The organism is Roseomonas sp. WA12, assembly GCF_054165765.1.
Map to the genome: position 1 here is coordinate 130736 of NZ_CM135108.1, position 26893 is coordinate 157628.

Annotated in this window: 27 protein-coding genes and 1 riboswitch; of the genes, 13 read left to right on the top strand and 14 right to left on the bottom strand. The window is 70.9% G+C overall.

The window, feature by feature from the left end; all coding sequences use genetic code 11:
* Window positions 1–10: 10 nt before the first annotated feature.
* The 3 genes from ACVBD7_RS00595 to ACVBD7_RS00605 all read right to left on the bottom strand — a co-directional run bounded on the left by ACVBD7_RS00595 (window position 11) and on the right by ACVBD7_RS00605 (window position 2091).
* On the bottom strand, window positions 11–820 hold the full coding sequence (locus ACVBD7_RS00595) for a GNAT family N-acetyltransferase (RefSeq protein ID WP_458097759.1): 810 nt from the start codon (window positions 818–820) through the stop codon (window positions 11–13).
* Window positions 821–896: 76 nt separating this feature from the next.
* Entirely contained in the window at window positions 897–1412 is a 516-nt protein-coding gene (locus tag ACVBD7_RS00600) for a Fur family transcriptional regulator (protein WP_458095581.1), read from the bottom strand.
* Window positions 1413–1635: 223 nt separating this feature from the next.
* The gene (locus ACVBD7_RS00605; RefSeq protein ID WP_458095582.1) at window positions 1636–2091 is read right to left on the bottom strand and encodes a MucR family transcriptional regulator; all 456 of its coding nucleotides are present in this window, start codon (window positions 2089–2091) and stop codon (window positions 1636–1638) included.
* Window positions 2092–2306: 215 nt separating this feature from the next.
* Here ACVBD7_RS00605 and ACVBD7_RS00610 point away from each other — a divergent pair, with 215 nt between their 5' ends.
* Window positions 2307–2543 (top strand): sulfurtransferase TusA family protein, encoded by a 237-nt coding sequence (locus tag ACVBD7_RS00610; protein ID WP_458095583.1) that lies wholly within the window; start codon window positions 2307–2309, stop codon window positions 2541–2543.
* Here ACVBD7_RS00610 and ACVBD7_RS00615 read toward each other — a convergent pair.
* Complete coding sequence (locus ACVBD7_RS00615) at window positions 2527–2976, bottom strand: GNAT family N-acetyltransferase (RefSeq protein ID WP_458095584.1); 450 nt, start codon at window positions 2974–2976, stop codon at window positions 2527–2529. The genes ACVBD7_RS00610 and ACVBD7_RS00615 overlap by 17 nt on opposite strands.
* A 3-nt stretch (window positions 2977–2979) precedes the next feature.
* A complete protein-coding gene (gene tsaB / locus ACVBD7_RS00620) occupies window positions 2980–3618 on the bottom strand; it encodes a tRNA (adenosine(37)-N6)-threonylcarbamoyltransferase complex dimerization subunit type 1 TsaB (RefSeq protein ID WP_458095585.1) in 639 nt (212 codons plus the stop codon).
* A gap of 177 nt (window positions 3619–3795) precedes the next feature.
* Here tsaB and ACVBD7_RS00625 point away from each other — a divergent pair, with 177 nt between their 5' ends.
* Window positions 3796–4386 (top strand): hypothetical protein, encoded by a 591-nt coding sequence (locus ACVBD7_RS00625; protein ID WP_458095586.1) that lies wholly within the window; start codon window positions 3796–3798, stop codon window positions 4384–4386.
* An 18-nt stretch (window positions 4387–4404) separates the two neighbouring features.
* Here ACVBD7_RS00625 and ACVBD7_RS00630 read toward each other — a convergent pair whose 3' ends face one another.
* Entirely contained in the window at window positions 4405–4836 is a 432-nt protein-coding gene (locus tag ACVBD7_RS00630) for a nucleoside deaminase (RefSeq protein ID WP_458095587.1), read from the bottom strand.
* Window positions 4837–4920: 84 nt separating this feature from the next.
* Here ACVBD7_RS00630 and ACVBD7_RS00635 point away from each other — a divergent pair, with 84 nt between their 5' ends.
* The 4 genes from ACVBD7_RS00635 (at window position 4921) to ACVBD7_RS00650 (ending at window position 8639) form a co-directional block, all read left to right on the top strand.
* Window positions 4921–5724 carry a gamma-glutamyl-gamma-aminobutyrate hydrolase family protein gene (locus ACVBD7_RS00635; protein WP_458095588.1) on the top strand — a complete coding sequence of 268 codons (804 nt, stop codon included), beginning with the start codon at window positions 4921–4923 and terminating at the stop codon, window positions 5722–5724.
* Window positions 5721–6626 (top strand): pseudouridine synthase, encoded by a 906-nt coding sequence (locus ACVBD7_RS00640; protein WP_458095589.1) that lies wholly within the window; start codon window positions 5721–5723, stop codon window positions 6624–6626. The genes ACVBD7_RS00635 and ACVBD7_RS00640 overlap by 4 nt, the downstream gene beginning before the upstream one ends.
* 43 nt (window positions 6627–6669) lie before the next feature.
* The gene (rsmD, locus tag ACVBD7_RS00645) at window positions 6670–7233 is read left to right on the top strand and encodes a 16S rRNA (guanine(966)-N(2))-methyltransferase RsmD (protein WP_458095590.1); all 564 of its coding nucleotides are present in this window, start codon (window positions 6670–6672) and stop codon (window positions 7231–7233) included.
* 431 nt (window positions 7234–7664) lie between these two features.
* Window positions 7665–8639 (top strand): tripartite tricarboxylate transporter substrate binding protein, encoded by a 975-nt coding sequence (locus tag ACVBD7_RS00650; RefSeq protein WP_458095591.1) that lies wholly within the window; start codon window positions 7665–7667, stop codon window positions 8637–8639.
* A gap of 223 nt (window positions 8640–8862) precedes the next feature.
* On the opposite strand, the gene ribF is transcribed toward ACVBD7_RS00650, so the two are convergent.
* On the bottom strand, window positions 8863–9795 hold the full coding sequence (gene ribF, locus ACVBD7_RS00655; RefSeq protein WP_458095592.1) for a riboflavin biosynthesis protein RibF: 933 nt from the start codon (window positions 9793–9795) through the stop codon (window positions 8863–8865).
* Between the two features lies 1 nt (window position 9796).
* Window positions 9797–10381 (bottom strand): LOG family protein, encoded by a 585-nt coding sequence (locus tag ACVBD7_RS00660; protein ID WP_458095593.1) that lies wholly within the window; start codon window positions 10379–10381, stop codon window positions 9797–9799.
* Window positions 10382–10538: 157 nt separating this feature from the next.
* On the opposite strand from ACVBD7_RS00660, the gene ACVBD7_RS00665 reads away from it, so the two are divergent.
* A complete protein-coding gene (locus ACVBD7_RS00665) occupies window positions 10539–11681 on the top strand; it encodes a M20 family metallopeptidase (protein WP_458095594.1) in 1143 nt (380 codons plus the stop codon).
* An 8-nt stretch (window positions 11682–11689) separates the two neighbouring features.
* Here the strand turns inward: ACVBD7_RS00665 and ACVBD7_RS00670 are convergent, their stop codons facing one another.
* From ACVBD7_RS00670 to ACVBD7_RS00685, 4 genes are all read right to left on the bottom strand, one after another.
* The gene (locus ACVBD7_RS00670) at window positions 11690–12586 is read right to left on the bottom strand and encodes an NmrA family NAD(P)-binding protein (RefSeq protein WP_458095595.1); all 897 of its coding nucleotides are present in this window, start codon (window positions 12584–12586) and stop codon (window positions 11690–11692) included.
* A complete protein-coding gene (locus ACVBD7_RS00675; protein ID WP_458095596.1) occupies window positions 12583–13020 on the bottom strand; it encodes a pyridoxamine 5'-phosphate oxidase family protein in 438 nt (145 codons plus the stop codon). The genes ACVBD7_RS00670 and ACVBD7_RS00675 overlap by 4 nt, the downstream gene beginning before the upstream one ends.
* Before the next feature lie 65 nt (window positions 13021–13085).
* On the bottom strand, window positions 13086–15074 hold the full coding sequence (locus ACVBD7_RS00680; protein ID WP_458095597.1) for a TonB-dependent receptor plug domain-containing protein: 1989 nt from the start codon (window positions 15072–15074) through the stop codon (window positions 13086–13088).
* Window positions 15075–15223: 149 nt separating this feature from the next.
* A riboswitch (cobalamin riboswitch) is annotated at window positions 15224–15447 on the bottom strand.
* A 96-nt stretch (window positions 15448–15543) separates the two neighbouring features.
* Complete coding sequence (locus ACVBD7_RS00685) at window positions 15544–16203, bottom strand: exopolysaccharide biosynthesis protein (RefSeq protein WP_458095598.1); 660 nt, start codon at window positions 16201–16203, stop codon at window positions 15544–15546.
* A gap of 352 nt (window positions 16204–16555) precedes the next feature.
* On the opposite strand from ACVBD7_RS00685, the gene ACVBD7_RS00690 reads away from it, so the two are divergent.
* The 3 genes from ACVBD7_RS00690 (at window position 16556) to ACVBD7_RS00700 (ending at window position 19751) form a co-directional block, all read left to right on the top strand.
* Window positions 16556–17176: a DUF1194 domain-containing protein gene (locus ACVBD7_RS00690; RefSeq protein WP_458097610.1), complete on the top strand. Its 621-nt coding sequence runs from the start codon at window positions 16556–16558 to the stop codon at window positions 17174–17176.
* Window positions 17177–17298: 122 nt separating this feature from the next.
* Complete coding sequence (locus ACVBD7_RS00695) at window positions 17299–18531, top strand: YeeE/YedE family protein (RefSeq protein ID WP_458095599.1); 1233 nt, start codon at window positions 17299–17301, stop codon at window positions 18529–18531.
* Between the two features lie 107 nt (window positions 18532–18638).
* Window positions 18639–19751, top strand: coding sequence for a 2-aminoethylphosphonate--pyruvate transaminase (locus ACVBD7_RS00700; RefSeq protein WP_458095600.1), 1113 nt, complete (start codon window positions 18639–18641; stop codon window positions 19749–19751).
* A gap of 130 nt (window positions 19752–19881) precedes the next feature.
* Here the strand turns inward: ACVBD7_RS00700 and ACVBD7_RS00705 are convergent, their stop codons facing one another.
* A complete protein-coding gene (locus tag ACVBD7_RS00705) occupies window positions 19882–20934 on the bottom strand; it encodes a phytanoyl-CoA dioxygenase family protein (RefSeq protein WP_458095601.1) in 1053 nt (350 codons plus the stop codon).
* Window positions 20935–21083: 149 nt separating this feature from the next.
* Complete coding sequence (locus ACVBD7_RS00710) at window positions 21084–22103, bottom strand: Bug family tripartite tricarboxylate transporter substrate binding protein (RefSeq protein ID WP_458095602.1); 1020 nt, start codon at window positions 22101–22103, stop codon at window positions 21084–21086.
* Between the two features lie 129 nt (window positions 22104–22232).
* Between ACVBD7_RS00710 and ACVBD7_RS00715 the strand changes: the two genes are divergently transcribed.
* The 3 genes from ACVBD7_RS00715 to ACVBD7_RS00725 all read left to right on the top strand — a co-directional run bounded on the left by ACVBD7_RS00715 (window position 22233) and on the right by ACVBD7_RS00725 (window position 26890).
* Entirely contained in the window at window positions 22233–23903 is a 1671-nt protein-coding gene (locus tag ACVBD7_RS00715) for a formate--tetrahydrofolate ligase (protein ID WP_458095603.1), read from the top strand.
* Window positions 23904–23992: 89 nt separating this feature from the next.
* A complete protein-coding gene (locus tag ACVBD7_RS00720; RefSeq protein ID WP_458095604.1) occupies window positions 23993–25816 on the top strand; it encodes a glycoside hydrolase family 15 protein in 1824 nt (607 codons plus the stop codon).
* A gap of 141 nt (window positions 25817–25957) precedes the next feature.
* Window positions 25958–26890, top strand: a complete 933-nt coding sequence (locus ACVBD7_RS00725) for a transglutaminase family protein (RefSeq protein WP_458095605.1) — start codon at window positions 25958–25960, stop codon at window positions 26888–26890.
* The last annotated feature ends 3 nt before the right edge of the window (window positions 26891–26893 follow it).

Sequence of the window (26893 nt, forward strand, 5' to 3'; positions counted from 1 at the left end):
GCCGGCGCGGCTACTCGCCCGCGCCGCCGATCCGGCGCTCGTAGTGCTTCAGGTACTTCGCCGTCACCTGGTCCGTCTTCACCACCACGCAGACATCGGTGGTGTTGAATTGCCGGTCCACCACGGCCCCGTCGCCGACAAAGCCGCCGAGCCGCAGATACCCCTTCACCAGGGGCGGCAGGTCCGCCAGCACGCGCCGAGAATCGATCGAGCCCGCATCCATCCGGTTCATCGGCACATACAGCTCGGGCAGCGCCCGCGGCCGCAGCGCAGGCGGCGCCAGATGGCTCGCGTAGAGATAGGTCAGCGGCTCCGCCAGCGCGTCCGGATCGGTGCCGGGCAGGGAGGCGCAACCGAACATCAGCGCAATCCGGTGCTGGAACACATAGGCCGCGATGCCCTGCCACAGCAGCTGCAGGGTGCCGCGCGTGCGATAGCCCTCATCGACGCATGACCGCCCGAGTTCCAGCAGCCCGCCCTCCAGCGCCAGGATGGGCGTGAGATCATATTCAGAGGCCGAGTAAAAGCCGCCCACCCGGTCCGCGGCCGGGCGGCGGATCAGGCGATAGGTGCCCACCACCGCCGCAGCTCCCTCGCCGCGGTCATGGTCCAGCACCAACAGGTGGTCGGCTACGGGATCGTAGGCATCAGCGTCGAGCCGGGCCGCGTCGGTGGCGGCATCGGCATGCGCGCCCATTTCCTGGTAGAAAACCCGCCAGCGCAACGCCTGCGCGGCCTCCACCTCCGCCGCGCTCTCCGCGATCCGCACGCCCAGGCTGCCGTTGCGGATCTCCCCAAAGCCGGAGGGTGCGCCCATCATGCCGGACCCGAACACCCCCGCTCCCGTCGTCCCCGCTCCCGTAATCCTCGTCCCGGGCCCCGTCATCTCCGGCACGTCACCCCGCGTCCTTCTTCGTCCCCGGCCCGCCCGCGCGCCGCCGATCCGCCGAGGCGGGGAGGGGGGCCGCCACCTTCTTGCCGAACAGTTCCAGCCGCTGCTGCACCAGCGTGAAGCCGTAGCGCGCCGCGATCGACTGCACGAGCCGCTCGTGCTCCTCGTCCTCGAACTCGATGACGGTGCCCGTGTCCACGTCGATCAGGTGGTGGTGCTGCCCGCGATCGGCCGGGTCGTAGCGGGACCGCCCGCCGCCGAAGTCGCGCCGCTCAAGGATGCCCTTCTCCTCCAGCAGCCGCACGGTGCGGTACACCGTGGCGATGGAGACCTTGCTGTCGAGCGCGATGGCGCGCCGGTACAGCTCCTCCACGTCGGGGTGGTCCTCGGCCTCGGACAGCACGCGCGCGATCAGCCGGCGTTGCCCGGTCATCTTCAGGCCGCGTTCGACGCAGAGCCGCTCGATCCGGGTCGCGTCCGCGCCCTGTGGCGCCTTATGGGTGTGGGTGGCGTGGTCCATGTTCATCCCGTTCGGGCGGAGACTGTTAGCCCGCCGCAGCCCCGACGCCAAACGCCCCGTCGAATGGCCCTTCGAATAGCCCGTCCAGCAGCCCGTTCGGCGTTTCGCCCAACGGACCATCCGGCAGGGCGCCCGGCACCGCATCCGGCTCCTCGCCGCCGGCACCCGCCCCCGGAGCCTGCCCCGCGGGGCAGGCGCCTCACCGGTGAGGCGCCTTGCCCACTCAGTCCTTCGCGCCGCGCGCGCGGCGCGTCGTCCGCGGCCGCGTCCCGAGCCCGATTTTCTTGGCCAGCGACGAGCGGTGCGAGGCATAGGCCGGCGCCACCATCGGATAATCCGGCGGCAGGCCCCAGCGCTCCCGGTACTGCTCCGGCGTCATGTTGTAGGCTGTCTTGAGGTGGCGCTTCAGCATCTTCAACTTCTTGCCGTCCTCGAGGCAGATCAGGTACTCGGGCGTCACGCTCTTCTTCACGGGCACCGCTGGCTCCGGCCGGATCGGCGCCGCCATCTCGGCCGGTCGGCCCAGTCCAGCCAGCGTGCGATGGACATTCTCGATCAGCCCGGAGAGCTCTGCCACGGGCACAGGGTTGTTCGAGACATGCGCGGCCACGATCTGCGCCGTCAGCCCCAGTACGCTTCCATCCGCGGAATCCCGCACCATCGTCACGCTCTCCGCCATCCCCGGATCCCCTCGGCCTCGCCACTGCCCGACACGCCACGCCATCCCCGCCAGTTTCGTCGAATGAAAGACACCCGCGACCCCCGGCACTTGCTGCGTACGCGATTCGCAACTGATTTACATCCTCGGCCCTGGCAACAACAGAGAAGAGTAGAGGTGCAGCGCAAATGTCCAAAGAACTGACGCCCGAAAACCCTCCCGAAGGACACGCGGACATGCCTGACGAGACTTGCCGCCTCGACATCACTCGCGACACCTGCCCGATGACCTTCGTCCGCACCCGCCTGGCGCTCGACCGGATGGCGCCCGGCGAGGTTCTCCTGGTTACCCTTCGCGGCGAGGAGCCTCGTCGCAACGTCCCCCGCACGGCCACGGAACAGGGCCATCAGGTCCTCGCCCAGGATGAGGACGCGGCGGGCGACACCCGGCTCTGGATCAGGAAGGCGGGCTGAAGCGCAGTACCAGCGCGTCGCTGCCGTCGCTGTAGTAGCGTCGGCGCCGCCCCACCTCCGCCGCCCCGGCCCCGGCATATAGCGCCCGCGCCGCCAGATTCGCCTCGGACACCTCCAGGAACAGCACCCCGGCCCCCCGCCGCGCCGCCTCCGCCAGCGCCGCTTCCAGCAGTTGCCGCCCCAGGCCTCGCCGGTGCGAGGCGGGGTCCACCGCCAGCGTCATGATTTCCGCCTCCCCCGCCACTGCCCGGGCCAGAACGAAGCCCGCCGGCTCCTCTCCGCCGGTCACCAGCCCGAAACCGCCCTCCAGCGCCAGCATGGTCCCGAGCGCCACCACCCCCCAGTGCTGGTCTGGCGGAAAGGCCCGCGCGTGCAGCGCTGCCAGCCCGGTCAACTCCCCGGCCTCGACGGCCCGCACTGCTGTCTCTGTCACGGCTCAGCCCCCGCCAGGCACCCGCAGCGCCAGCGGCTCGGCATAGAGCGGCACCGCCTCCCGCAGCCCCGTCCCGTCCCGCAACCCGCGCGCCGCAGCGGCCGCCACCCCCGCGGCCTCAGGCAGCCGCGCATCGGAGAGCAGGGCATTCGCCCCGCGTGCCCGCAGCCGCGCCGCAGCGATGGGCGCTGCGTCCCCCACCAGCACCACCGGCCCGGAGGGGGAGGGGAGGCCCGCCTCGTCCAGCAGCACCGGCGCCTCGCCCACCCGCTCCAGCACGAGCCCGCCCCGCCCGGCCACGGTCACCGACCAGACCGCCCGCCCGGCCACCTGCGCCGCCGGAAGGGCTTCGGCCAGCGCCTGTCCCGTTGTCACCCCGACGATTTTCACGCCCCAGCCGTCTGCCAAGCCGCGGCCCAGGGCGAGCGCTGCCCGGAGCCCCGTGAACCCGCCCGGGCCCACTGAGGCCGCGACAGCGTCGGGCGCACCCGGGGCCGCCTGCAACACTCCATCCGCCAACCCCGGGAGTGCCGCCGGCTGCCCCCGCGCCCCGTCGCGCCGCGCCTCGGCCAGCACCACCCCGTCCTCCCACAGCGCCGCCGAGGCGCGCGCGAGCGAGGCGTCCAGACCCAGCAGCCGCATGAATTCGCTCTCCTCCGCCCATCCCGGGCACCGAATGTGTCAGGGACCGGCCGCCCCGGCCATGCCCTCACGGCGGCTTCTCCCCAGCTCACCGGCCGGGCGTAAACCAATTTGTGCATTGCAGCAGGAACACTGCCCGCCACATCCTCTGCCGCAATGCAGCATACCGGAGCGACCATGACCCGCCGGATCACCGAACGGCTCGACGACGTCCTGGACATGGTCCTGACGCTCAAGCGCGAGATGGCCGAGGCCGGGCACCGCGTCGAGGCCTCCTCGCCCAACTACGCCGCTCACCTTGCCGCGCCCGGCGCCCTCGGCGCCCAGCCCCTCTCGCAGCCCTATGAGGAGATCGCGCCCGGTCTCACCATCGGCTTCCGCAAGGGCGCCAAGCCGGATCTGCATCTCCGCCCCACCCCGGACGGCGCTCTCGAGATCGCCCTCCTTCAGCGCACCTCCAGCGGCTGGGTCACCATTGAGATGGAATGGGACCCGGCCGTGCTGCGCGAGAAGCGCCGCGCCACCCTCTTCCTCCGCGGCAGTTCCACCGACCGCCTGCCCCTCACCAGCCTCCTCCGGCGCATTGGCGCCGACGGTTCCACGGCCGACCTCCCCGGCCGTCCCGTCGAGCTCGGCCCCGAGCCCGCCTTCCACGTGATCGAGTTCAACGACAATGGGGACGGCCCCGCGGCGCAATCCTGCCGCGTTATCCTTTTCTGCCCGGTCCAGCCCTTTTCCATGCGCCTCACCGAGCTCAGCCTGCGCTGAACCAGCGAAGGGGAAGCCTCAGCGCTTCCCCGCGAAGAAGCCCCGAAGCAGCGCCGCCGACTCCGTCTCCCGCACACCGCCCACCACCTCCGGCGCGTGATGGCAGGACGAGGAGGTGAAAATACGCGCCCCGTGCTCAACGCCGCCGCCTTTGGGGTCATAGGCCCCGAAGATCACCCGCCGCACCCGGAACAGGCTCGCCGCCTGGGCGCACATCGGGCAGGGCTCCAGGGTCACCCACAGCGTGCAATCCGACAGCCGCTTCGCCCCTCGCACAGCCGCCGCGGCCCGCAGGGCCAGCATCTCCGCATGCGCGGAGGGGTCGAACCGCGCCTCAACCTCGTTTCCCGCGCGTGCCAAGACCAGGCCGGCGGTGTCCGTCACCACCGCCCCGACCGGCACCTCGTCCCGGCCACTCGCTGCCCGCGCCTCCTCCAGCGCGAGCGCCATCGGTCCTCCATCCCGCAATCCATCCGGCATCAACCCGCCCCTGACGCTTGTGGCCGCGCCCTCCCAGGCTCTACCAACCCACTCATGACCGCCCAACCCCTCAATGCGCGCCCCCTGATCGGCCTCACCCTCGATGCCGAGGAGCCTGGCAGCTACTCCAAGCTGCCCTGGTACGCCCTGCGCCAGAACTACTTCGACGCCATCACCGCCGCTGGTGGCCTCCCCATCGCCCTCCCGCACGACCCCGCGCTGGCCGACGACTACCTGGACCGCCTCGACGGCCTCCTCGTCACCGGTGGTGCCTTCGACGTGGACCCGGCGATGTATGGCGGCGGCCCCCGCCACGACACGGTGGTCCTCAAGCAGGGCCGCACCGCCTTCGAGATCGCCATCCTCCGCGGGGCGCTGCGCCGCGACATCCCCGTGCTGGGAATCTGCGGGGGGGAGCAGCTCCTCGCCGTCGCGCTCGGCGGCACCCTCATCCAGCATATTCCCGACGCCGTGCCGGATTCCCCCCTGGCCCACGAGCAGCCCAACCCACGCACCGAGCCCGGCCACGAGGTCGAGCTCACCCCCGGCACCCTGCTTTCCCGCATCGTCGGCGCACCTGCCATGGCCGTGAACTCGGCCCACCACCAGGCCGTGGACCGGCCGGGCGACGGCGCTATTGTCAACGCCCGCGCGCCCGACGGCGTGGTGGAAGGCCTGGAGCACCCGGGCTACCGCTTCTGCCTGGGCGTGCAGTGGCACCCCGAATACACGGTGGATCCGCGCGACCACGCCATTCTCGACGCCTTCGTGGACGCCGCCCGCCAAACCCCTGCCGCCCGCTCCCCCAACGGGCTGTCCGGCACGTCGCCCTCCAGCACAGGCCCTGCCGCAGCATGAGCGACGATACCCCCGAGACCGCCGACGACGCGGGCAACCCGGAGCGCGGCGAGCGCATCGCCAAGTGGCTCGCCCGCGCGGGTGTCGCCAGCCGCCGCGATGCCGAGGCCCTCATCGCCCAGGGTGTCGTCACCCTCAACGGCAAGCCCGTCCAGAGCCCCGCGACCTTCATCGCGGAGGGGGACGCCGTCCTCGTCCGCGGGCAGCGCGTCGGCACGGCCGAACCCACCCGCCTGTTCCGCTACCACAAACCGGACGGCCTGGTGACGACGCACAAGGACCCCCAGGGCCGCCCCACCGTTTTCGAGAAGCTCCCTGCCGGCCTCCCGCGCCTCGTCTCCGTCGGCCGCCTCGACCTTACCTCGGAAGGCCTCCTGCTCCTCACCAATGACGGCGCCTTGGCCCGCCGGCTGGAGCTTCCCTCCAACGGCTGGCTCCGCCGCTACCGCGTCCGCGTCCACGGCCGCGTCAACGAGGGAGCGCTGGCCTGGCTCGCCCGCGGCATCACCGTGGACGACGTGAAATACGGCCCCATCCAGGCCGGGCTCGACAGCCGCCAGGGCACCAATGCCTGGCTCACCGTCTCCCTGCAGGAAGGCAAGAACCGCGAGATCCGCCGCGTCATGCAGCATCTCGAACTGCACGTGACCCGCCTCATCCGCGTCGCCTACGGCCCCTTCCAGCTCGGTACCCTTCCCGCCGGCGCGGTGGAGGAGGTCAACGCCCGCACCATGCGCGAACAGCTCGGCATTGCCACTGCCGCTCCCCGCATCCAGCGCGGTACCGAGCGCACCGAACTTCCCCCCGACGAGGCCACCCCGCCCCGCAGCCGCCCCCCGCGCGCCCGCCGCGCCGGCGACCCGCACCGGACGCCCTGGGGCGCGAAGCCGCACACCGAGTGAGGCGCGTGGCCGTCCTGGGGTGCCAATCAACGAGGCACGCGCGATGAGGATCGTCGCCGGCCAGTGGCGCGGCCGAGCCCTCCAGGCCCCGCCCGGCGCCACCACCCGCCCCACGGCGGACCGCGTTCGTCAGGCCCTTTTCGACAGTCTTAGCCATGCCCCCTGGGCCGGCCGCGATCACCTCCAGGGCGCAACGGTCCTCGACGTCTTCGCCGGTACCGGCGCCCTCGGCCTCGAAGCCCTCTCCCGCGGCGCTGCCCACGCCACCTTCATCGAGCAGGACCGCGCCGCCCTCGCTTCCCTCCGTGCCAACATCGCCGCCCTGAAGGCCGAGCCGCTCACCCGCATCCTCGCCGGGGACGCCCTCCGTCCCCCGCGTGTCGGAACCCCCGCCACTCTTCTGTTCCTAGACCCGCCCTATGCCCGGGACCTCACCCCCCAGGCCCTCGCGGCGCTGAGATCCGCCGGTTGGATCGCCCCCGGCGCCCTCGCCTGCCTCGAGATCGGGCGGGACGAAGCCGTCCCGGCCCTGGAGGGGTGGGAATCCCTGGCTGACCGGCCGCATGGCGCCGCCCGGATGCTCGTTCTCCGCGCCTCACTCATCTAGCTGAGACGGCCAGGAGCGCGGGCACGGCACCCCCTCCGGAACCTGGGTTGCCGACAGAGGAAACGATCTGGCCGGGGCCTAACCCAGGGAGGGGACAGCCGGCCAGGCAGGCAGGACAAGCATCTGGACGGAGATGCAAACGCCCGGATCGTTCAGCCAGCCCCGCCAAGCCAACGCCCTTCTCGCGGCCCTCCCTGCAGAGGAGCGCAACATCGTTCTCGCCGAGGCCGAGCAAGTGTCGATGCGCTTCCAACTGGTCCTTCAGGAGGTCAACGCCCCGATTGGCCAGGCCCACCCACGGAACCAGCCCCGCCCGATCCGTCACCTTCGGCGCCCATCCCTAAGCGGGGGGGGGCACCGATCATCCTTCCCTTTTGTTCTAAACCGTCCCGATACTCTTGCCGAGGAAACCGTCCAGGGAAACATCCCGCATGCCCGTCACCCGCCGCCACGCGCTCGGCCTGGGCGCCGCTGCGCTCGCCACCCCGTCCTTCTCGCCCCGGGCGCTCGCGCAACGAAGCTTCCCTGACAAGCCTATCCGCATGCTCGTCCCCTGGGCCCCCGGCGGCACTACCGACGTCCAGATGCGCGTTTTCTCCGAGCAGGCCAGCCGCCGCCTCGGCCAGCCCGTGGTGGTGGAGAACAAGGCCGGTGCCGGCGGGATCCTCGGCGCCCAGGCCCTGCTGAGCGAGCGGCCGGACGGCTACACTCTCGCCCAGATGCCTATCAGCGTCTTCCGCGTGCCCTTCATGGCCCAGCGCCCGCCCTTCGACCCGCTGGCGGACTTCACCTACGTCTCCCACCTCACCGGCTACCTCTTCGGCGTGGTGGTAAAGGCCGATGCCCCCTGGGCCGACTTCAACGCCTTTCTTGCCGACGCGAAGGCCAATCCCGGCAAGTTCAACTATGGCACCCCCGGCGTCGCCACCTCGCTCCACATCACCATGGAGCAGATCGCCGGCACGAAGGACATCAATTGGGTCCACGTCCCCTTCCGCGGTGTGTCCGAGAATATGCAGGCCCTGCTGGGCGGCCAGATCCACGCCACCGCCGACAGCTCCGGCTGGGGCCCCCTCGTCGAGGACGGCCGCCTTCGCCTTCTCGTCACCTGGGGCCCCGAGCGCGCCAAGCGCTATCCCAATGTCCCCACGCTGAAGGAACTGGGCCTCGATATCATCTCCACCTCTCCTTACGGCGTTGCTGGCCCGAAAGGCATGGACCCGGCCGTGGTCCGCACGCTGGATGCCGCTTTCAGGGACGCCGTCGCCGACCCCGCCCATGTCGCGGTGCTCGACAAGTTCGACATGCCCGCGATGCATATGGGGCCAGAGGCCTACACCGCCTTCGCCCGCAAGTCGGTAGAGGAGGAATCCGCGATGATCCGCCGCATGGGCCTGCGTATGTGAGGCGGCGTCGGAGAGGGCGCTGCCCTCTCCGAACCTCACCCGCCAAGGGCCTGAGGCCCCTGGACCCCCATCTGGCTGCCGCGGATTGGGTTTGGAACCTTCAGTCGCCTCGGCTCGTGAGCGCGAGGCACTCCGTCAGCGGAGCATCCCAAACAGTTATAAAGATGATGGGTTTGGGGAAAGTAAGCGTTCCGTCTTTCCCCCGCTGCGATACCTCGGCTGCTTAAACCAGCCCGAGCACTGCCCGCGCCTGCACCGCGTCCGCCGCGATGGCTGCCTTCAGCTCATCGAGCCCGGTGAACACCGCGTCCTCCCGCAGGAAGCGATGCAGACGCACCCCGATCTCCTGCCCGTAGAGATCGCCAGACCAGTCGAACAGATGCGTCTCCAGCCGCGTCTCGGGATCACCGCCCAGCGTCGGCCGGCGCCCCACATTCGCCACCCCCGGCACAACGCTTCCATCCGGCAGGGCCGCCCACACCGCGTACACCCCGCGCGCCGGCTCCAGATGACGCCCAAGCCAGATATTGGCCGTCCGCCACCCCAGTTCCCGCCCGAGCCGGTCGCCCTGGAACACCGTCCCGCGCACCTCCCAGTCCCGGCCGAGAAGGGCGGCCGCGCGGTCGGGATACCCGTCCTGCAGCGCCCGCCGAATGCGCGTGCTGCTCACCGGGCCCGCCACGTCGGATACCGGCGGTACCACCGTCAGCCCGATCCCGTGCTGCTCCGCCCAGCGGGACAGGAACCCGACATCGCCGCCGCGCCGATGCCCAAAGGCGAAATCCGCCCCGCAGGCCAGATGGCGCGCTCCGACCCCATCCAGCAGCACGGCGTCGAGAAAGGCTTCGGCCTCCATTGCGGCCAGCGGGGCATCGAAGGGCACGGCATGCACATGGGCACAGCCGGCCCCGGCCAGCGCCGCGGCCTTGGCGGGCAGCAGGGTCAGGCGGAAGGGCGGGTCCTGGGGGCGGAAATGCTCGCGGGGATGCGGCTCGAAGGTCAGGGCGGCGAGCGGCAGGTCCGGCCGCGCACCATGGGCCGCGGCCAGCACGGCGCGATGGCCAAGATGCACCCCGTCAAGGTTGCCCAGCGCCACAGTGCCGCCGCGCGCTGCCTCGGGCAGTCCGCGCCAGTCGGTCCAGACCCGGCAGGTCACCTCAGGCCTGCGCCACCCGCTCCATCCAGCGGGTCACCTCCGGCGGACGGAATTCGGCGAGCAGGTCGAGCGCCTGCGCCGGCTCGCGGGCGGTCAGGGACAGCGCCCGGTGCTCCGGCCGGACGAAGCCTGCGTCCACCATGCCGTCCAGCATGGCGTTCAGCCGGCTCCAGTAGCCATTCACGTCCAGGAACACCGTCCCCTTCCGGTGGAGGCCGAGCTGCGACCAGGTGAGGACCTCGAAGGCCTCCTCGAGAGTCCCGAAGCCGCCGGGCAGCACAACGAAGCCGTCGCACAGCTTCGCCATCAGCGCCTTCCGCTCATGCATGGAGGAAACGACATGCAGCCGCGTGACGGAGCCGTGGCCCAGTTCCCGCTGCATCAGGTGCTCGGGGATCACCCCGTCCACCTCGGCGCCGTGCTCGAGCGCGGCATTGGCCACCACGCCCATCAGCCCCACCTTGCCCCCGCCATAGACCAGGCCGAGGCCCCGTTCCGCGATGGCCCGGCCCAGGTCCCGCGCCGCCTCGGCGAAGGCGGGATCGCTGCCCGGGTTGGCGCCGCAGAAGACGCAGACCTTCTTCATTTCAATGCTCATGGGCCGAATGTGGCATCGCAGCACGCCACGTTCCAGCCAGCGCCCGATCACCCCACCGGGACCAGGCCTTCCCGGGGTCTCCCTGGGCATGGACAACCCGGGACCCCGGCGCGAGAACCGGGGCCCCACGGAAGAGGACGCACCCATGCCCCGCACCAGGATCGGTACCAGCGAGACCCTGCTGGAGGAACTGCGCGGCTGGGTGCTGCATGAGACGCCGACGACGGACTCCGCCGCGGTGAACGGGCTGATGGACCGGGCCGAGGCCGAGCTGCGCGCCGCCGGCGCCGAGGTGACGCGCATCCCCGGGCGGGACGGTTATGGCGACAACCTGATCGCCCGTACCCCGGCCTCCCCCAGCACCGGCAACCGCAAGCCCGTGCTGATCGCGGGCCATCTGGACACGGTGTGGGACAACGGCACGCTCGCCTCCTCGATGCCCTGGAAGGTGGAGGGTGAGAAGGCCTTCGGCCCCGGCATCTACGACATGAAGGCGGGGTCCTTCCTCGCCTTCCACGCACTGCGCGAGATCCTGCGCCAGAAGATCGAGACCCACAGCCCGATCACCCTTCTGCTCACCCCCGACGAGGAGGTGGGCAGCCCGACATCCCGCGAGATCATCGAGCGTGAGGCGGCAGGGGCCAGCGCCGTGCTGATCCCCGAGCCCGCCGGCAACCCGGGCGGCGCCTGCGTCACAGCGCGCAAGGGCGTGGGCCGGTTCGTCGTGAAGATTGAGGGCGTGTCGTCCCATGCCGGCGGCAACTGGTCGGAGGGGCGCAGCGCGGTGGTGGCGCTCGCCGGGCTCATCCAGAAGGTGCATGCGATGGTGGATCTGGCTGGCGGCACCACCACCAATGTCGCGCCTGTTTGGGGCGGCACACGGCCCAATGTCATCCCGCCCGAGGCCGGCTGCGAGATCGATCTGCGCGTCGCCACTGCCGAGGACGGCGAGCGGATGGAGCGCGAGATCATGGCGCTGGCCGGGACGGAGGATGGCATCACCATCACCATTACCGGCGGCATGAACCGACCCTCCTTTGCCGAGAACCCGGACATCCTGAACCTGTACGAGCGCGCCCGGACCCTGGCGCGGGAGGCCGGCTACGAGCTGCCGAAGCAGCATCGCGGCGGCGGTTCGGACGGCAACTTCACCGCCGCCATGGGAATCCCGACGCTGGACGGGCTGGGCTGCACCGGCGCCGGCGCCCATGCGCCGAATGAGCACATCCTGTGGCGCGACCTCGCGCCGCGCGGGCAGGTCATCGTCGGGCTGCTCGAGACGCTGTAGCGCGTGGCCTAGGCGCGGGAGGCGAGCACCTCCCGCAGCCCGGTCCAACGGATTTCCGGGTAGCGATCATTGTCCAGTGACTCGAGCTTGCCGCGGCCGTCGAACATGTTCTCGACGTACTGCATGCCCTGCCAGGGCGGGAAGACCTCGCCATCCCGCGGCATCAGCTTGCGGGTGACCGCGATCATGCCGCGCAGCAGGCCCAGCCCGCCCGCGGGAAGTAGGCCGAAGGGCATGCCGGTCACCTCGGCCGCGATCGTCGCCAGTTGGCGCGCGCTGGCCACATCTCCCGCGATGCGCAGCACGGGCGGGGTGGTCGGATCCAGCGCAGCGGCGGCGGTGAACTCGGCCACGTTGTCCTTCGTGGTGAAATCCAGCGGCTGGTCCGGGTTGGACCAGTAGAGCACCCGGCGCAGGCCGAAGAGGATGAGCGGCGCCTCCCCGCCCAGCATGTCCGCGAAGGCGCCGCTGAGGATGGAGGTGGCGGCGATCGGCGCGCGGGTCAGCCGCGCGTGGAACTCGCGGCGCAGGTCGAAATTGCGGTTCCGGCCCGGCGGTATCTTGAACAAGTCCATGCCGAAATCGGAGGGAATGAAGCGCGGCACGCCCGCGCGCACCGCCGCATCCAGCAGCGCGCCCTGGCTCTGCAGGATGGTGCCGCGCAGCCCGCTGAGCGCGGAAACGACGCAGCCCGCGCCGGCGCAGGATTCGGCGAGCGCCGCCGCGTCATCGAAGTTCACCAGCGCCACCTCGGCGCCGAGATGGCGTAGGGCGACCACCTTGTCTGCCGCCGTGCCGGGGCGGAGGACGGCGCGGACCGTGGCGCCCCGGGCTAGAAGCGCTTTCGCGATCCGCCCCCCGAGGTCGCCCGTGCCGCCGGCCAGCAGGACCGGCCCGGCGTTCACCGGACGGGGACCTCGCCCTCCTCCTCGCCGTCCCAGTAGTGGATGCGGGTGGCGTGGACCTTGATAAGGGTGAGGCCGGGGGTGTCGGCGCCCTGCTCGAACCAGCGGTCCAGGTCCGTCGTCCAGTGCTCCCGGAAGGCGGCCTTGTCCTGGATCAGCTCGGCCGTGCCCTCGACGGCGATGAAGATGCCGGGCTTGCCGAGAAGGCTCTTGCCGGCGCTGAAGGTGAGGCCGACCTTTGGATCGCGGCGGATCTCGCCGACGGTGTGCGTGCTCTCCAGGGCGAAGAAGTAGGAATCGCCCGCATACTCGACCTCGCCGTTGTTGCTCATCGGACGGGCGGCGATGTGGCCGTTCTCCGCGCGGGTGGAGAGCATGGCGAAGTCAATATCGGCCATCCTCTTGGACAGGTCGGGCAGCGTCATCTGGCTCATCGGGCGTTCTCCATGGCGTCGCATGGATGAACGCCCGCCGGCCCGGAACGCTGCCCGGTCCCCGATCAGAAGCGGAAGCGCGTTCCCGCCAGCACCGTGCGGCCGGCGATGACGAAGCCGTTGGCGGGCTCGAAGTCGCTGTCCGTCAGGTTGCGGCCCTCGACGAAGAGCGCCACCGGCTCCGTCACCTGCCAGGTCGCGGTCAGGTTGAAGATGGTGCCGGCCTTGTTGTCGCGGGCGGTGGTGATGGCGTTGCCGCTGTTGGAGTAGGAGGCGAAGGCACCCTCGCGCGAGCGGCCGTAGATGATCAGCTCCGGCGCGATGGTCACGTTGTCCAGCGGGCGGATGCTGGCGTTGAGCGCCAGCTGCTGCTCGGGGCGGCGGGCTAGGCGCTCGTCGGTGCGGGCGTCGCGCGCGTCGGTGATCGTGTAGGCGGCGGTCGCCGTCAGCCAGCGCGCGGGGCGCAGGGTGGCGGTGAACTCGGCGCCCTTGATGCGCGCGCGATCGACGTTCTCGAGAGAGGAGAAGAAAGCGTCGAAGTTGATCAGGTTGCGGATGCGGTTCTCGAAATAGGTGGCGCCGACGGTCGCGAAGTCGCGCTGCCGCGCGAGCGGGATGTCGAACTCCACCCCGGCTTCCCAGCCACGCGAGGACTCGGGGCGCAGGTCCGGGTTGCCCTGGAAGAAGCCGGAGATGACGCCGTAGCGCTGGTAGAGCGAGGGCGCCTTAAAGGCGGTGCCATATGCGGTGCGGATGCGCGCGCCGATCTCCGGCACGGCCAGCACGGCGCCAAGGCGGTAGGTGGCGTGGTCGCCGTAGTCGTCCGAGGAGTCGTTGCGGAAACCGGCGGTGAGGTCGAGCCGGCGGAAGACGCGGACCTGATAGCCGGCGTGGCCGGCGGTGTTCGAGGCGTTCGCATCCACGGTGGTGCGGAAGAAGGCGCTGCCGGAGGCCTGGCGGACGTCCTCCCGCTCATGCGTCACGCCGAAGGAGAGCTGGCTCTGGTCGAAGATCCCGGCATCGGGCAGGCGGATCTGATTGCCCCAGTCGAAGATCGTGCGCTCGCCGCGGAACAGGTCCTCGGTGGTGGAGAGGGAGAGGCTGTCGGCGGGGTTGGAGTAGCGGCGGCGATCCACCGTCTGGGCGATGCGGAAGCCCGTCGTCCAGGCCTCGAAGGGCTTGCCCTCGGCGCGGATCTGGCCGGTGTAGCGGCGGTCCTCGAAGGAGTAGTTGGGGTCGTCGTCCGGCACGTTGTCCAGCCCGCCATGGTTCTCGCGCCAATTGGCGAGGCCTTCCAGGCGGAAGCGCTCGCTCGGCGTCCAGCCCAGGCGAACGGTGGCACCGGTGCTGCGGAAGCCGTCGCGCTCGCGCGTGTCGCGGTTGAAGCGGGAGGGGGTGGCATCCGAGCCGCGCGTGGACAGGCTGCGGAGGGAGAGGAGGTAGTCGAACTCGCCGACCGTGCCGGCGATCCCGCCCGAGCCGCGCAGCGTGCGGTTGGAGCCGCCGGCGACCTCACCGAAGGGGGCAATGGTGCGGTCGGGGGGCGCGCGGCGGGTGACGATGTTCACCACGCCGCCGATGGCGCCGGAACCGTAAAGGGAGGAGGCGGGGCCGCGCAGCACTTCGATGCGCTCCACCTCCATCCCCAGCAGGTCGTTGCCGAAGTTGAAGGCGCCATTGGGCTCGGAGGCGTCGTTTACGGGCACGCCGTCCAGCAGCACCAAGGCGTGGCGGGAGGCGGTGCCGCGGATGAAGGCGGAGGCGGGCTGGCCGAGGCCGCCGGACTGGATCAGGGCGAAGCCGGGGACGCTGACCAGCGCCTCGGCGAGGGTCTGGTAGCCGCGCTCCTCGATGGTCTGGCGGTCGATCACGGTCACCGAGCCCGGCACGCGCTCGATCGGGGTAGGGATACGGGTGGCGGTGACGACGGTTTCGGCGATGGCCGCGCTGGGCTGGGCGAGGGGGGGCGTGCCAGTGGTCGTGACCGAGGGCGAGACCTGCGCGAGGGCAGGCATGGAGAGGGCGGTGAAGGCGAGCAGAGCAATGCGGCGCATCGGGGGATCCCAAGCCGAGCGGTCACGATCTGCCGCGCGCCACCCGGGAGGAGGGCACGCGACGGTGGACGCGGTTCTCGCCTGCGGAAGGGGCATGTCCGCCCCCTGTCCAAAGGTCCGTTGCGCCGGTGCACCTCGCCCGGCACGCGCGAGACAGCTCTGCGCCGGCCGGTCTCCTGGCTCGCGGCCCCCTCCTTCGAGGAGCGCCCCCGCCTTCTCACAGCCTGGTCGGGCCGCAATGGCGATGGGGGCGCATTGGCCGCCTACAGTTGCGAGGGCAGCTGCGGATGGGCGCCGCGGCCTTTCCCGGGCCAGGGCACGTCGCGCATTCCCGTTTCAGCCCTTTCGGGCCACCGGCGCATGGCGGGGCGTGTAACGCGATCGAGAGCGCGGTGGGAGGCGCTGAGGCGCCTTGAGCACGGGTCGGCGGCCAAGTGTGTTCCCTGGAACACGCAGTGTCACGCGACGCCTAGAATACGAAGCCCAGCGCTTTGACGCCCATCCAACCCAGTGCAGCCAGCACCGCGGTGGCGAAGGCGCAGCCCAGGACGGTGAGGGCGACGCCCCAGCCCATGGTCTTGCTGTCGTGCTCCACCAGGCCGAGGGCCATGACGATATTGCCGAAGGCGGGCGGTCCGTTCGTGCCCGGCCCGGGCAGGATCAGCATCACGGCCACATAGACGGTGAGCCAGCCGAACAGCCGATCGCCGAACGGGGTAGTGAAAGGGCCGGGGCGGGGGCGGACATAGCACTCGATCCGCTTCAGCCATTTCGAGGAAGCGCCGGCCAGTCGCAGCAGGTCCGTCCGCTTGATCGACTGGCGGGCCATGAAGCCGGGCAGCTTCGGCACGCGCCGGCCGAGGCCCATCTGCATGCCAAGCACCAGCATAGGCAGGCCGAAGACGCTGGCCATGCCTGGAAGGAGCGAAGGCAGTAGCAGCAGCAGGATCAGCAGGCCGAAGGCGCGGTCCCCGAAGGCCTCTGCCATTTCGCCGAGGCTGATCCGCTCACCCGGGAAGGTGGCCGCCACCTCGGCGACGATGCGGGAGATCGGGGCGGCTTCGTGCACTCCCGTCCCGGCCGGGTCCTGGGCGGGGGCGGGCAGGGGCGTGGCGATCGTGCCGTCCATCGGTTTCCGTCTCTGCTCGGGGCCTGGGCCATGGGGACGACACGCAGAGGGCACGGAGGATGACCCGTCCTGCCCCGGATGCCCGGGCAGCCACGCCGAGGCAGCCCGGTGGCGAAGATGCCGTCGCGGCATGTCGGCTTCAAGGCAGGGGAGCGCGGCGGCAGGGCCATACCGCCACCCCCCGCTCTGTTCCCCGATCCGCAAGCTGTCGAACCCGATGAAGCAGCCATTGGGTGCGAGGGCGCCGTTCCCGGCCTTTCCTTCCGCCACGCATGGCTGTGTGGGCGGCTGCCGGGACGCGGCCGAGAGAAGTGCCCTTTGTGCCGGGCGGGCGCGGCCCTACCTGCGGGGGATGCGGGACGTGGACATCGCGCTGTGCCTGGCCGTGGACGCCTCCTCATCCGTCGATCACGACGAGTTCGGGCTGATGATGGGCGGCCTGGCCGAGGCCTTTCGCGACCCCTCCGTTGTGGAGGCGGCCCGGGGCGGGCCGCGCGGGGCGGCTGCTGTGGCGCTGCTGCTGTGGTCGGGCCCCGGGGCGCAGGCGGCGGCGGTGCCTTGGATGCGGCTGGCCGATGCCGAGGGCGCGGCGGCCCTGGCGGAGGCGGTGGATCTCTGCCCGCGGCTGGTTCCTCCCGGAGCCACCGCGTTGGGCGAGGGGCTGACGGCCGCGTTACGGCTGCTGGCCGAGTTTCCAGGCAATGCCGCACGGCAGGTGGTGGACGTCTCCGGAGACGGCGCGGGGAATGCCGGCATCCCATCCGCCCCCGTGCGGGACGCGGCGGTGGCGGCGGGGGTGGTGATCAACGCGCTGGCCGTGGTGAACGAGGAGCCGGATCTGCCCGCGCATTACGCCGCGCAGGTGATCGGCGGGCCGGGGGCCTTCGTGATGGAGTGTTCGGACTACGCCGACTTCGCCCAGGCGATCCGGCGTAAGCTGCTGCGTGAACTGCGCGGAGCCCTGACCGCTTAATTAGCGGCTGCGGGCGTGGAATGCGCGCAAGGCATCTTTTGGTGCAGTGAAATTCTCCCGGACGTGCTCCATCTCCTGACCGATCGCGCTGGCCCGGCGCCGCGTCCCAGGGGAGTGCCTGCATGTCCGCCACCACGATGACCGATGTCTCACCGGTACCACAGCCGCCGAGCGTGCAGGCCACCGCCGCCATTGGCGCGGCGGCGCTGCTGATCGCGGGAATGGCGGTGCTGGGACAGGTGGTGAGCGCCCGGCAGGCGGCGCTGTACCTGCTGGGTGCGGTGCTGGGGCTGGTGCTCTATCACGCGGCCTTCGGCTTCACCTCGGCCTGGCGGGTCTTCATCGCGGACCGGCGCGGCGAGGGGCTGCGGGCGCAGATGCTGATGCTGGCGCTTGCGGTGCTGCTGTTCTTTCCCGTGCTGGCCGCGGGCAGTGTGTTCGGGCAACCGGTGCAGGGGCTTGTGGCGCCCGTCGGTGTCTCCGTGATCTTCGGGGCCTTCATCTTCGGGATCGGGATGCAGCTCGGCGGCGGCTGCGCCTCTGGCACGCTGTACACCGTCGGCGGCGGCTCGGTGCGGATGGTGCTGACGCTGCTCTCCTTCGTGGCGGGATCGGCTATGGGGGCGGCGCATCTGCACTGGTGGTCGGCGCTGCCGCATCTGCCGCCGATCTCGCTGGTGGCCAGCTTCGGGGTGGTGCCGGCGCTGGTGCTGAACCTTGCAGTCTTCGCAGGGATCGCTGGCGTGACAGTGCTGCTGGAGCGGCGGCGGCATGGGCGGCTGGTGCATGCCGTGATGCCCGCGCGCGCCGGGCTGCCGCGGCTGCTGCGTGGGCCCTGGCCGATCGTGGCGGGCGCCCTTGCCTTGGCGGTGCTGAACTTCGTGACCCTGGCCCTGGCCGGGCGGCCCTGGGGCATCACCTCGGCTTTCGCGCTGTGGGGGTCCAAGGCGGCGCTGGCGCTGGGCTTCGACGTGAACGCCTGGCCGTACTGGGCCTCGCCCGGGCAGCAGGCGTTGCTGCATGGCAGCGTGTTGGGCGATGTCACCTCGGTGATGGATGTCGGCATCATGGTCGGCGCGCTGCTGGCGGCGGCGCTGGCCGGGCGGTTCTCGCCGAACTGGCGGCTTCCGCTGCGCTCGGCGGTTGCGGCCGTGGTGGGCGGCGTGGTGCTCGGCTACGGGGCGCGGCTGGCCTATGGCTGCAACATCGGCGCCTATTTCTCCGGCATCGCCTCGGGCAGCCTGCATGGCTGGGTGTGGATGGTGGCCGCCTTCTTCGGCAACGTGCTGGGCACGCGGCTCCGGCCCCTGTTCGGGCTGGAGGTGGAGCGGGTGCCGCGCCAAGCCGGTTGCTGATCTTCGGCTCCTGACATCAAAGGCCTGACGGGGCGCGGGACGGGTTGTCCCGCGCTTTTCAGGGGTGCAGTTTCGCCGGCCATCAGTCCGGACGAGGTTTCCGCCCCATGCTTCTGCTCACTCCCGGCCCCGTGCAGACCCGTCCCGAGACCCGGGCGGCCATGGCCGTGGACATCGCGCCGTGGGACCGCGACTTCGCGCCGGAATACGAGGGCATCCGCGACCGCGTGCGGGACATCGCGGGCGGCGTGGCCGGGGTGCATGCGACGCTGCCGCTGCAGGGCGCCGGGCATTTCGTGGTAGAGGCCGCGATCCGGACCTTTGTGCCTGCCGGCGGCCGGATTCTGCTGCCCTGCAACGGCGCCTATGGCGAGCGTATGGCCCGGCTGGCGCGGGAGGCCGGGCGCGATCCCGTGGTGATGCCGGTGCCGGACACGCGCGGCGTGCGGGGTGAGGAGGTGGCGGCGGCGCTGGCGGCCGACCCGACCATTTCGCATGTGGGCATGGTCTATTCCGAGACGGGAAGCGGCATCATCAACGACCCCGCCGAGATCGGTGCCGTCGTGCGCGCGGCCGGGCGGCGGCTGATCACCGATGCCGTGTCCGCCTTCGGGGCGCTGCCCTTCGACATGAAGGCGCAGCCGGAGGTTGATGCGCTGATTTTCACCTCCAACAAGTGCATCGAGGGAATGCCGGGCATCGGCTTCGCGGTCTGCCCGATGGAGCGCACGCGGTCCCTGGTGGGACAGGCGGGGTCCTGGTCCTTCGACCTGGCGGATGTGCTGGTTCATGCGGAGAAGTCGGGCTGGGGCTCCTTCCGCTTCACGCCGCCGGTGCAGGTGCTGCACGCCTTCGCGGTGGCCCTCAACCTCTTTGAGGCGGAGGGTGGCCGGGCCGCGCGGCTGGCGCGCTACGCCGAGAACATGCGCGTGCTGCGCGAGGGCGTGGTGAGGCTGGGAATGCGCCCCTATGTCGAGGAGGCGCAGCAGGGGCCGATCATCCTGACGCTCTACCAGCCAGAGGAGCCGGGCTTCACGCTGCATGGCTTCACGGAAGCGATGAAGCGGCGTGGTTTCATGATCAGCAGCTATTTCACGACGCAGGTGCCCACGGTGCGGATCGGCTGCATCGGGGCGGTGACGCCGGACGACATGCGCTCCGCGGTGGAGGCGATTGGCGGGGCGTTGGAGGAGCTGGGCGTGGGACGGCGGGCGGCCTGAAGGCCGGGGGAGGTGAACTCCCCCGGGCTCCCTCCTTATTTGTTCGAGTTTTTCGTCACGCCCGTGCCGCTGGCGCTCCAAAGCCCTTCCTAAGCATAGAGGGTGGCCCGGGCGGATATCTCCCCCGCCCTCACTTGATTACGGGCGGGTCCATCGGCCCGACGGCCCCGGCTGCGTGCCAGGTCTGCCGCATCAGGCCCCAGCGGGCGAGCCGATCCGCCAGCCTCCAGAACACCACCACCTGCCGGTCCCGCACTGCGTCCAGGTTGGTCGGCGAGAGGCCGGCCCAGGGTAGGAAGGGGTTGCGCCGCGCCTGAGCCCAGAGGGCGACGCGGGTGGAGGGGCGCGTGCTCGGGCCACGGGCGTGAAAGCCGTAGGTGTCGGCAACGACAAGGGTATTGGCGCGCACGGCATAGGTGATGGGCGGTCCGTAGCCGAGCCGGCGCACCATCTCCTCCGAGACGCGCAGCGAGCCGCGCCGGTGGTGGCCGTTGCCCTCCTGCCAGGTGAGGCTGCGCTCGCGTTCCCACCACAGGCGGCGCGGCGTCGCGCGGTGGGAGCCGGGGACATAGACGAAGGGGCCGTCCTCGGCGGGAACGTCGTGCAGGTACAGCCAGCACTTCATGCTGGGGTAGAAGGTGTCGCTGTGCAGCTCGGTCTGCGGGTCGTCCTCGCCGACGGCGGCGTGGCTGTGGATGGTCTGGATGAACAGGATCGGGCCGATGCGGGTGCTGGCGACGTAGTTCAGCAGGCCGCGCCAGAAGCCGGAATTCACCAGCGCGCGGGTTTCGGGCAGGCGCTTCAGCACATCGGGCGAGAGGGGCATGAGGCGGGTGACGGCGTCTCCTTGCTTCATCTCGCGGGCGGGCGCGCGCAAGGCCTCGATCTCGGCGCGCAGGCGGGCGAAGGCCTCGGGTGGCAGGACATCGGGCTTCACCACGATGCCGTCGCGCTCGAAGGTGGCGCGGTCCTCGGCTGAGAGGGTGGGGGCCAAGCGGGCGCGGCGGAACTGCGCCATCCGCTGGGCGAGGGCCACGCGGCGGGCATGCAGGCCCCAGCGGTTCAGCCTCGCGCTGCCGAGGAAGGGATTATGCGCGAAGGAGCGCGAGGAGGTGGCGAGCGCCGCCAGATGCAGCGGCGCCATTGCTGCGCGCGAAAGCCCGCCGAGCCATTTCCCTGCCACGCGGCCACCCCGATCGGATTTCCTCCAGATTACCCTGTCACGGGGCAAGGAAAAGCGCGCTAACGCAGGTCAAACGCTCCCGTGATGGGCAAGAGGGTAACGCTCGTGCCGTGGCGCGGGCGTTCATCCCCGTCAGCGAGGGGGAGGCGTCAGCTCGCGGTGATATTGGCGGCGCGCACCACGCCGCGCCAGCGCTCGATCTCGGCCTGCTGGAAGCGGCTGTAATCCTCGGGGGTGGTGGGCACCACGTCGAAGCCGATCTGCTCCAGCCGCGGCTTCACTTCGGGGTGGAGGAGCGCGTCGCGCAGCGCGCCGGCCAGGCGGTCCCGCAGGGGCGTGGCCATGCCGGCGGGCGCCATGAAGGACTGCCAGGAGGTGACGACGAAGTCCTCCAGCCCCGATTGCTGCGAGGTGGGCACGCCGGGCAGCACAGGATGCGGCTGGGCGCTGGTCACCATCAGGGCACGCAGCCGGCCGCCGGCGATATGGGCGGCCACCGTGCCGAGATTCTGGAAGGAGAGGTCCACATTGCCGGCGATCAGATCGGTCGCGGCCGCGGCGCCGCCGGTATAGGGAATGTGGGTGATCTGCGTGCCGGTGCGGATCTTGAACAACTCGGTCGTCATCTGGTCCGAGGAGCCGACGCCGGAGGTGGAGTAGGAGGCGCGGCCGTTGCGCTCCTTCAGCCAGGCGATGAGTCCGGGCATGTCACGGGCCGGGTGCTTCTCGTTCACCACGAGGACATTCGGGGTGGTGGCGGCCAGCACCAGCGGCGTGAAGTCACGCACGGGATCGTAGCCGAGATTAGGGCGCAGCGCGGCGTTGATGGCCCAGACGCCGATGGAGCCGACCATCATCGTGTGGCCATCGGGCGCCGAACGCATGGCGGCGCGGGCGGCGACCTCGCCATTCGCGCCCGGGCGGTTCTCGACCACCACGGGCTGGCCGACCATCTGGGTCATGCGGTTGGCGGCGGCGCGGGCGACGATGTCCGACGGGCCGCCGGCGACAAAGGGAACCATGACGGTGACGGGGCGGGAGGGCCATTCGGCGACTTGGGCGACTGCCGCGCGGGGCCGGAGCAGGACCGGCGCCGCCAGCAGGACGGGGGCGACGAGCAGGGCCCGGCGGGGCGCGCCCGGCCTGGCATCTTTGGGGCGTTCGGTCATGGGGCGTGTTCCTCCGGTATTTTTCGTTGCGGGAAGCTTGGCATTGGGGGCGGGCCCCGCCAAGCGCTTCGGCTTGCCGTGCGGGCGGGCCTGCCGTAACCCCGGGGAGACCAGCCGCAGGGACTAGGAATGACGACGGATCTGGAGATCGCGCGGGCCGCCACGCTGCGCCCCATCGCCGAGATTGCCGCGCGAGCCGGGATCCCCCTCGACGCCCTGGAGCCGCATGGGCGGTACAAGGCCAAGATCGGCATGGATTTCGTCCGCGCCCAGGAGGGACGGCGGGAGGGCGCGCTGGTGCTGGTCACCGGCATCAGCCCCACTGCCGCCGGCGAGGGCAAGACCACCACCACCATCGGGCTGGGCGATGCGCTGAACGCACTGGGCACGCGGACGATGATCGCGCTGCGCGAGCCCTCCCTGGGGCCGTGCTTCGGGGTGAAGGGCGGGGCCACAGGGGGCGGGCGGGCGCAGGTGGCGCCGATGGAGGAGATCAACCTCCACTTCACCGGCGACTTCCACGCGATCACCTCCGCGAACAACCTGCTGTCGGCGATGATCGACAACCACATCTACTGGGGCAACGCGCTGGATCTCGATGCGCGGCGCATCGGTTGGAAGCGCGCGGTGGACATGAACGACCGCGCCCTGCGGCTGGCCGCAGTGGGGCTGGGTGGCGTGGCGAACGGCTTCCCGCGCGAGGATGGGTTCGACATCACCGTCGCGTCCGAGGTGATGGCGATCTTCTGCCTGGCCAAGGACCTGGACGACCTGCGCGCGCGGCTTGGGCGCATCATCATCGGCCAGGCGCGAGACGGGCGGGCGGTGACGGCGCATGAGCTGAAGGCGGATGGCGCCATGGCCGCGCTGCTGCGCGACGCGCTGATGCCCAATCTGGTCCAGACTCTGGAGGGCAGCCCGGCGCTGGTGCATGGCGGGCCTTTCGCCAACATCGCCCATGGCTGCAACAGCGTGATCGCGACGAGGCTGGGGCTGCGGCTGGCCGATGTGGTGGTGACGGAAGCGGGCTTCGGCGCCGATCTGGGCGCGGAGAAGTTCCTGGACATCAAGTGCCGCATGGCCGGGCTCTCGCCCTCCGCCTGCGTGGTGGTGGCCACCGTGCGCGCGCTGAAGATGCATGGCGGCGTGGCGAAGTCGGCGCTGGGCACCGAGGATATGAACGCGGTGCGGCGCGGCTTGTCCAACCTCGAGCGGCATGTGGAGAACATGGGCAAGTTCGGCCTGCCCGTGGTGGTGGCGCTGAACCGCTTCACGGGCGACACCGATGCCGAGATCGCGGCGGTGCAGGAGGCGATGGCGGCGCTCGGCACGCGCGCGATCCTCTGCACGCACTGGGGCGACGGCGCGGCGGGGGCGGCCGAACTGGCGCGGGCGGTGCAGGGGCTGATTGCCGGCGGCACGGCGCGGTTCCAGCCGATCTATCCCACAGGGATGGGGCTGGCGGAGAAGATCGGCACCATCGCCCGGGAGATCTACCGGGCGTCCGACATTGCGCTGCCGCCGGCGCTGGCCGCGCGGCTGCGGAAGTTCGAGGAGGCCGGGTTCGGCAACGCGCCGGTCTGCATCGCGAAGACGCAGTATTCCTTTTCCGCCAACCCCGCGCTGCTGGGGGCGCCCACGGGGCATGTGCTGCCGGTGCGGGAGGTGCGGCTCTCGGCCGGGGCGGGCTTCGTGGTGGCGATCTGCGGCGATGTGATGACCATGCCCGGCCTGCCGCGCCATCCGGCGGCGGAGACAATCGGGCTGGATGCTGAGGGGCAGATCGAGGGGCTGTTCTAGCGCCTCCCGATCACGAGCGCGCGTCCGGCGGCTTTCTTCCGCGCGAATCGGGCGCATCTGCGGCGAGCCCTGCCGGAGAATCCCGCCCGATGTCGAAGCCCATCGCCGATTACGCGCTGATCGGCGACACCTGCCGTTCCGCGCTTATCGCGCGCGACGGCTCCATCGAGTGGATGTGCTGGCCGCGGCATGACAGCCCGGCCCTGTTCCTGCGGCTGCTGGACGAGAAGAAGGGCGGGGCCTGCGGGATCGCCTTCGACCGGCTGATCGGCACCAGCCGCCGCTACTTGCCTGGCACCAACATCCTGGAGACGGTCTTCACCACCGCCACGGGGCGGGCGGTGCTGCACGACTTCATGGCGCTGCGCCGACCGATGGAGGTGCCCGCGGAGGGGCCGGACGGGGAGGCGGAGGGCCGGCTGGTGCGGCTGCTCCGCTGCGAGGAGGGGCGCATCTCCGGCCGCTTCACCGTGCTGGCCACGCCGGATTACGGGCGTGCGGCCTGCCAGCCGGTGATACGGGCGGATGGGTCCGTGCTGTTCGAGGCAGGGGCGCAGCCGCTGCGGGTGGATGGAATACCCGGGCGGCCCGGCATTGAGGGTGGGGCGGTGACTTCTGCCTTCGAGCTCGCGCTCGGAGAGTGTGCCGCACTGCTGCTGGGCGAGGATGCGGGGCCGGCGGGCGGGATCGCTGAAGCGATCGCGCGGCTGGAGGCCACGCGGGACTACTGGGAGGAATGGAGCGGGCGTTGCACCTATCGCGGGCCCTACCGGGAAGCGGTGCTGCGGTCCGTGCTCTGCCTCAAGCTGCTGACCTATGCGCCGACCGGGGCGATCATCGCCGCGCCCACCATCGGCCTGCCCGAGGCCGTGCCGGGCAACCGCAACTACGACTACCGCTATGCCTGGCTTCGGGATGCGAGCTTCACCGTTACCTCCTTCGTCATGCTCGGCTATGTGCGGGAGGCGGCGGAGTACTTGCGCTTCCTGCGAGCCGCCGACCCGACGCATGGGAAGGGCCTCCGCCTGCTCTACGGCATCGACGGGCCGGTGCCGGAGGAGGAGGAGCTGCCGCATCTTCCGGGCTGGCGCGGGGTGGGCCCCGTACGGATCGGCAATGGTGCGGCCGGCCAGACGCAGCACGACATCTATGGCGAGCACCTGCTGGCCCTGGATGCCTTCCTGGAGGCGGTCGATTTCGACCCGCCACACAAGGTGAACGATCACCTGCCCGAGGCGCTCTCCAATCTTGCGGCCTGCGCCATGGCGGCGAGGGACGAGCCCGACCACGGCATCTGGGAACCGCGCCAGCCGAAGCGGCACATGGTGCACACCAAGGCGCTGATCTGGGTGGCGCTGGACCGGGCCGCGCGGCTGGCACGCCGCGTGGGCGGGGTGGAGGAGGCGCGCATCACCGACTGGGAGCGGGCCGCCGGCGAGGTGCGGGCGGAGTACCATGAGCACGGCTGGAACCCGGCGCGCGGTGCCTATACCGGCGCCTACGGGTCCGACGCGCTGGACGCGGCGGTGCTGCGAACCGTGCTGTTCGAGGCCTTCGATGCGCATGACCCGCGCCTGCACGCGACCTTCGACACCATCACACGGGAACTGGGCGAGGGCGACCTTGTCTACCGCTACCGCACGGAGGACGGGATGCAGGGAGAGGAGGGCACCTTCACCGCCTGCGCCTTATGGAGGGTCGGCTGCCTCGCCCTGGCGGGGAAGGGCGAGGCAGCCCGCATGCTGTTCGAGGGACTGGTCGCGCGCGGCAACGACCTGGGCCTGTTCGCGGAGGAGATCGACGCGGCCACCGGGGAGCAGCGCGGGAACTTCCCGCAGGGCTTTACCCATATGGCGTTGATCAACCAGGCGCTGCGGATGGAGCGGGAAAGGCGGAAATCGGGCGAAAGGTGAAACTGCGGGGAGCAACCCGCGCTACGATGAATAACATGTGATAGGCGGGCCAGGACCGTGGAGGGCAACTCTCCCCGCGTGCGGCCTGCCCTTTGCTTACCCCCATGGTGCTCAGGCCCTCTGGGCCGCGACAGGGTGACCATGCCGATCCTCACCGTCCGACACGTTACGACCTACAAGTACCGGCAGCCCGTCTCCTTCGGGGAGCACCGGATGATGCTGCGGCCGCGGGACGGGCACGACCAGCGGCTGCTGGATGCGCGGATCGAGGTCACACCCCGGCCCAAAGCCTTCTGGTGGGTGCATGACGTGTTCGGCAACAGCGTGGGCGTAGCCTCCTTCAGCGCTCGAGCGCGGGAGCTTCGTTTCGAGAGCACCATGCGGCTCGACCACAGCCCGGTGGAGGATCTCGACTTCCGTCTGGAGGAGCATGCGCGCAGCCTGCCCTTTTCCTACTCTGTCGAGGAAATGCCGGACCTGGCGCGCTCCATCGAGCGACACCACGCCGATCCCGAGCGCGCGGTCGATCGTTGGGCGCGCGGCTTCCTGCGGGAGAGCGGGCCGACTGGGACGCTGGACCTGTTGGCCGCGATGACGCGCGCAGTGAAGCGCGACTTTACATACATCCCCCGCGCCATCCGCGGCATTCAGGAGCCGGTGCGCACGTTGGAGCTGGGCAGCGGCACATGCCGCGATTTCGCGCTGCTGATGATGGAGGCTGTGCGCTCCCTCGGCCTCGCGGCCCGGTTCGTGTCCGGCTACATCTACTCGCCCGGGCTCGACGGCCGCGGGCGAGAAGGGCCCGCGCGCGTCGGCGGCGGCTCCACCCATGCCTGGGTGCGCGTCTACCTGCCCGGCGCGGGCTGGGTGGAGTTCGACCCCACCAACGGCATCGTCGGCAACCGCGACCTGATCCGCGTGGCCGTGGCGCGCGACCCCGACCAGGCGGTGCCGCTGCACGGCAGCTGGAAGGGCTTTCCCGACGACAGCCTGGGCATGGATGTCTCCGTCCAGGTCACGGCCGAGGTGCCCACACCCGGATCCCGCCGCATGCCCGCTCTGCCTGGCGCATGACGC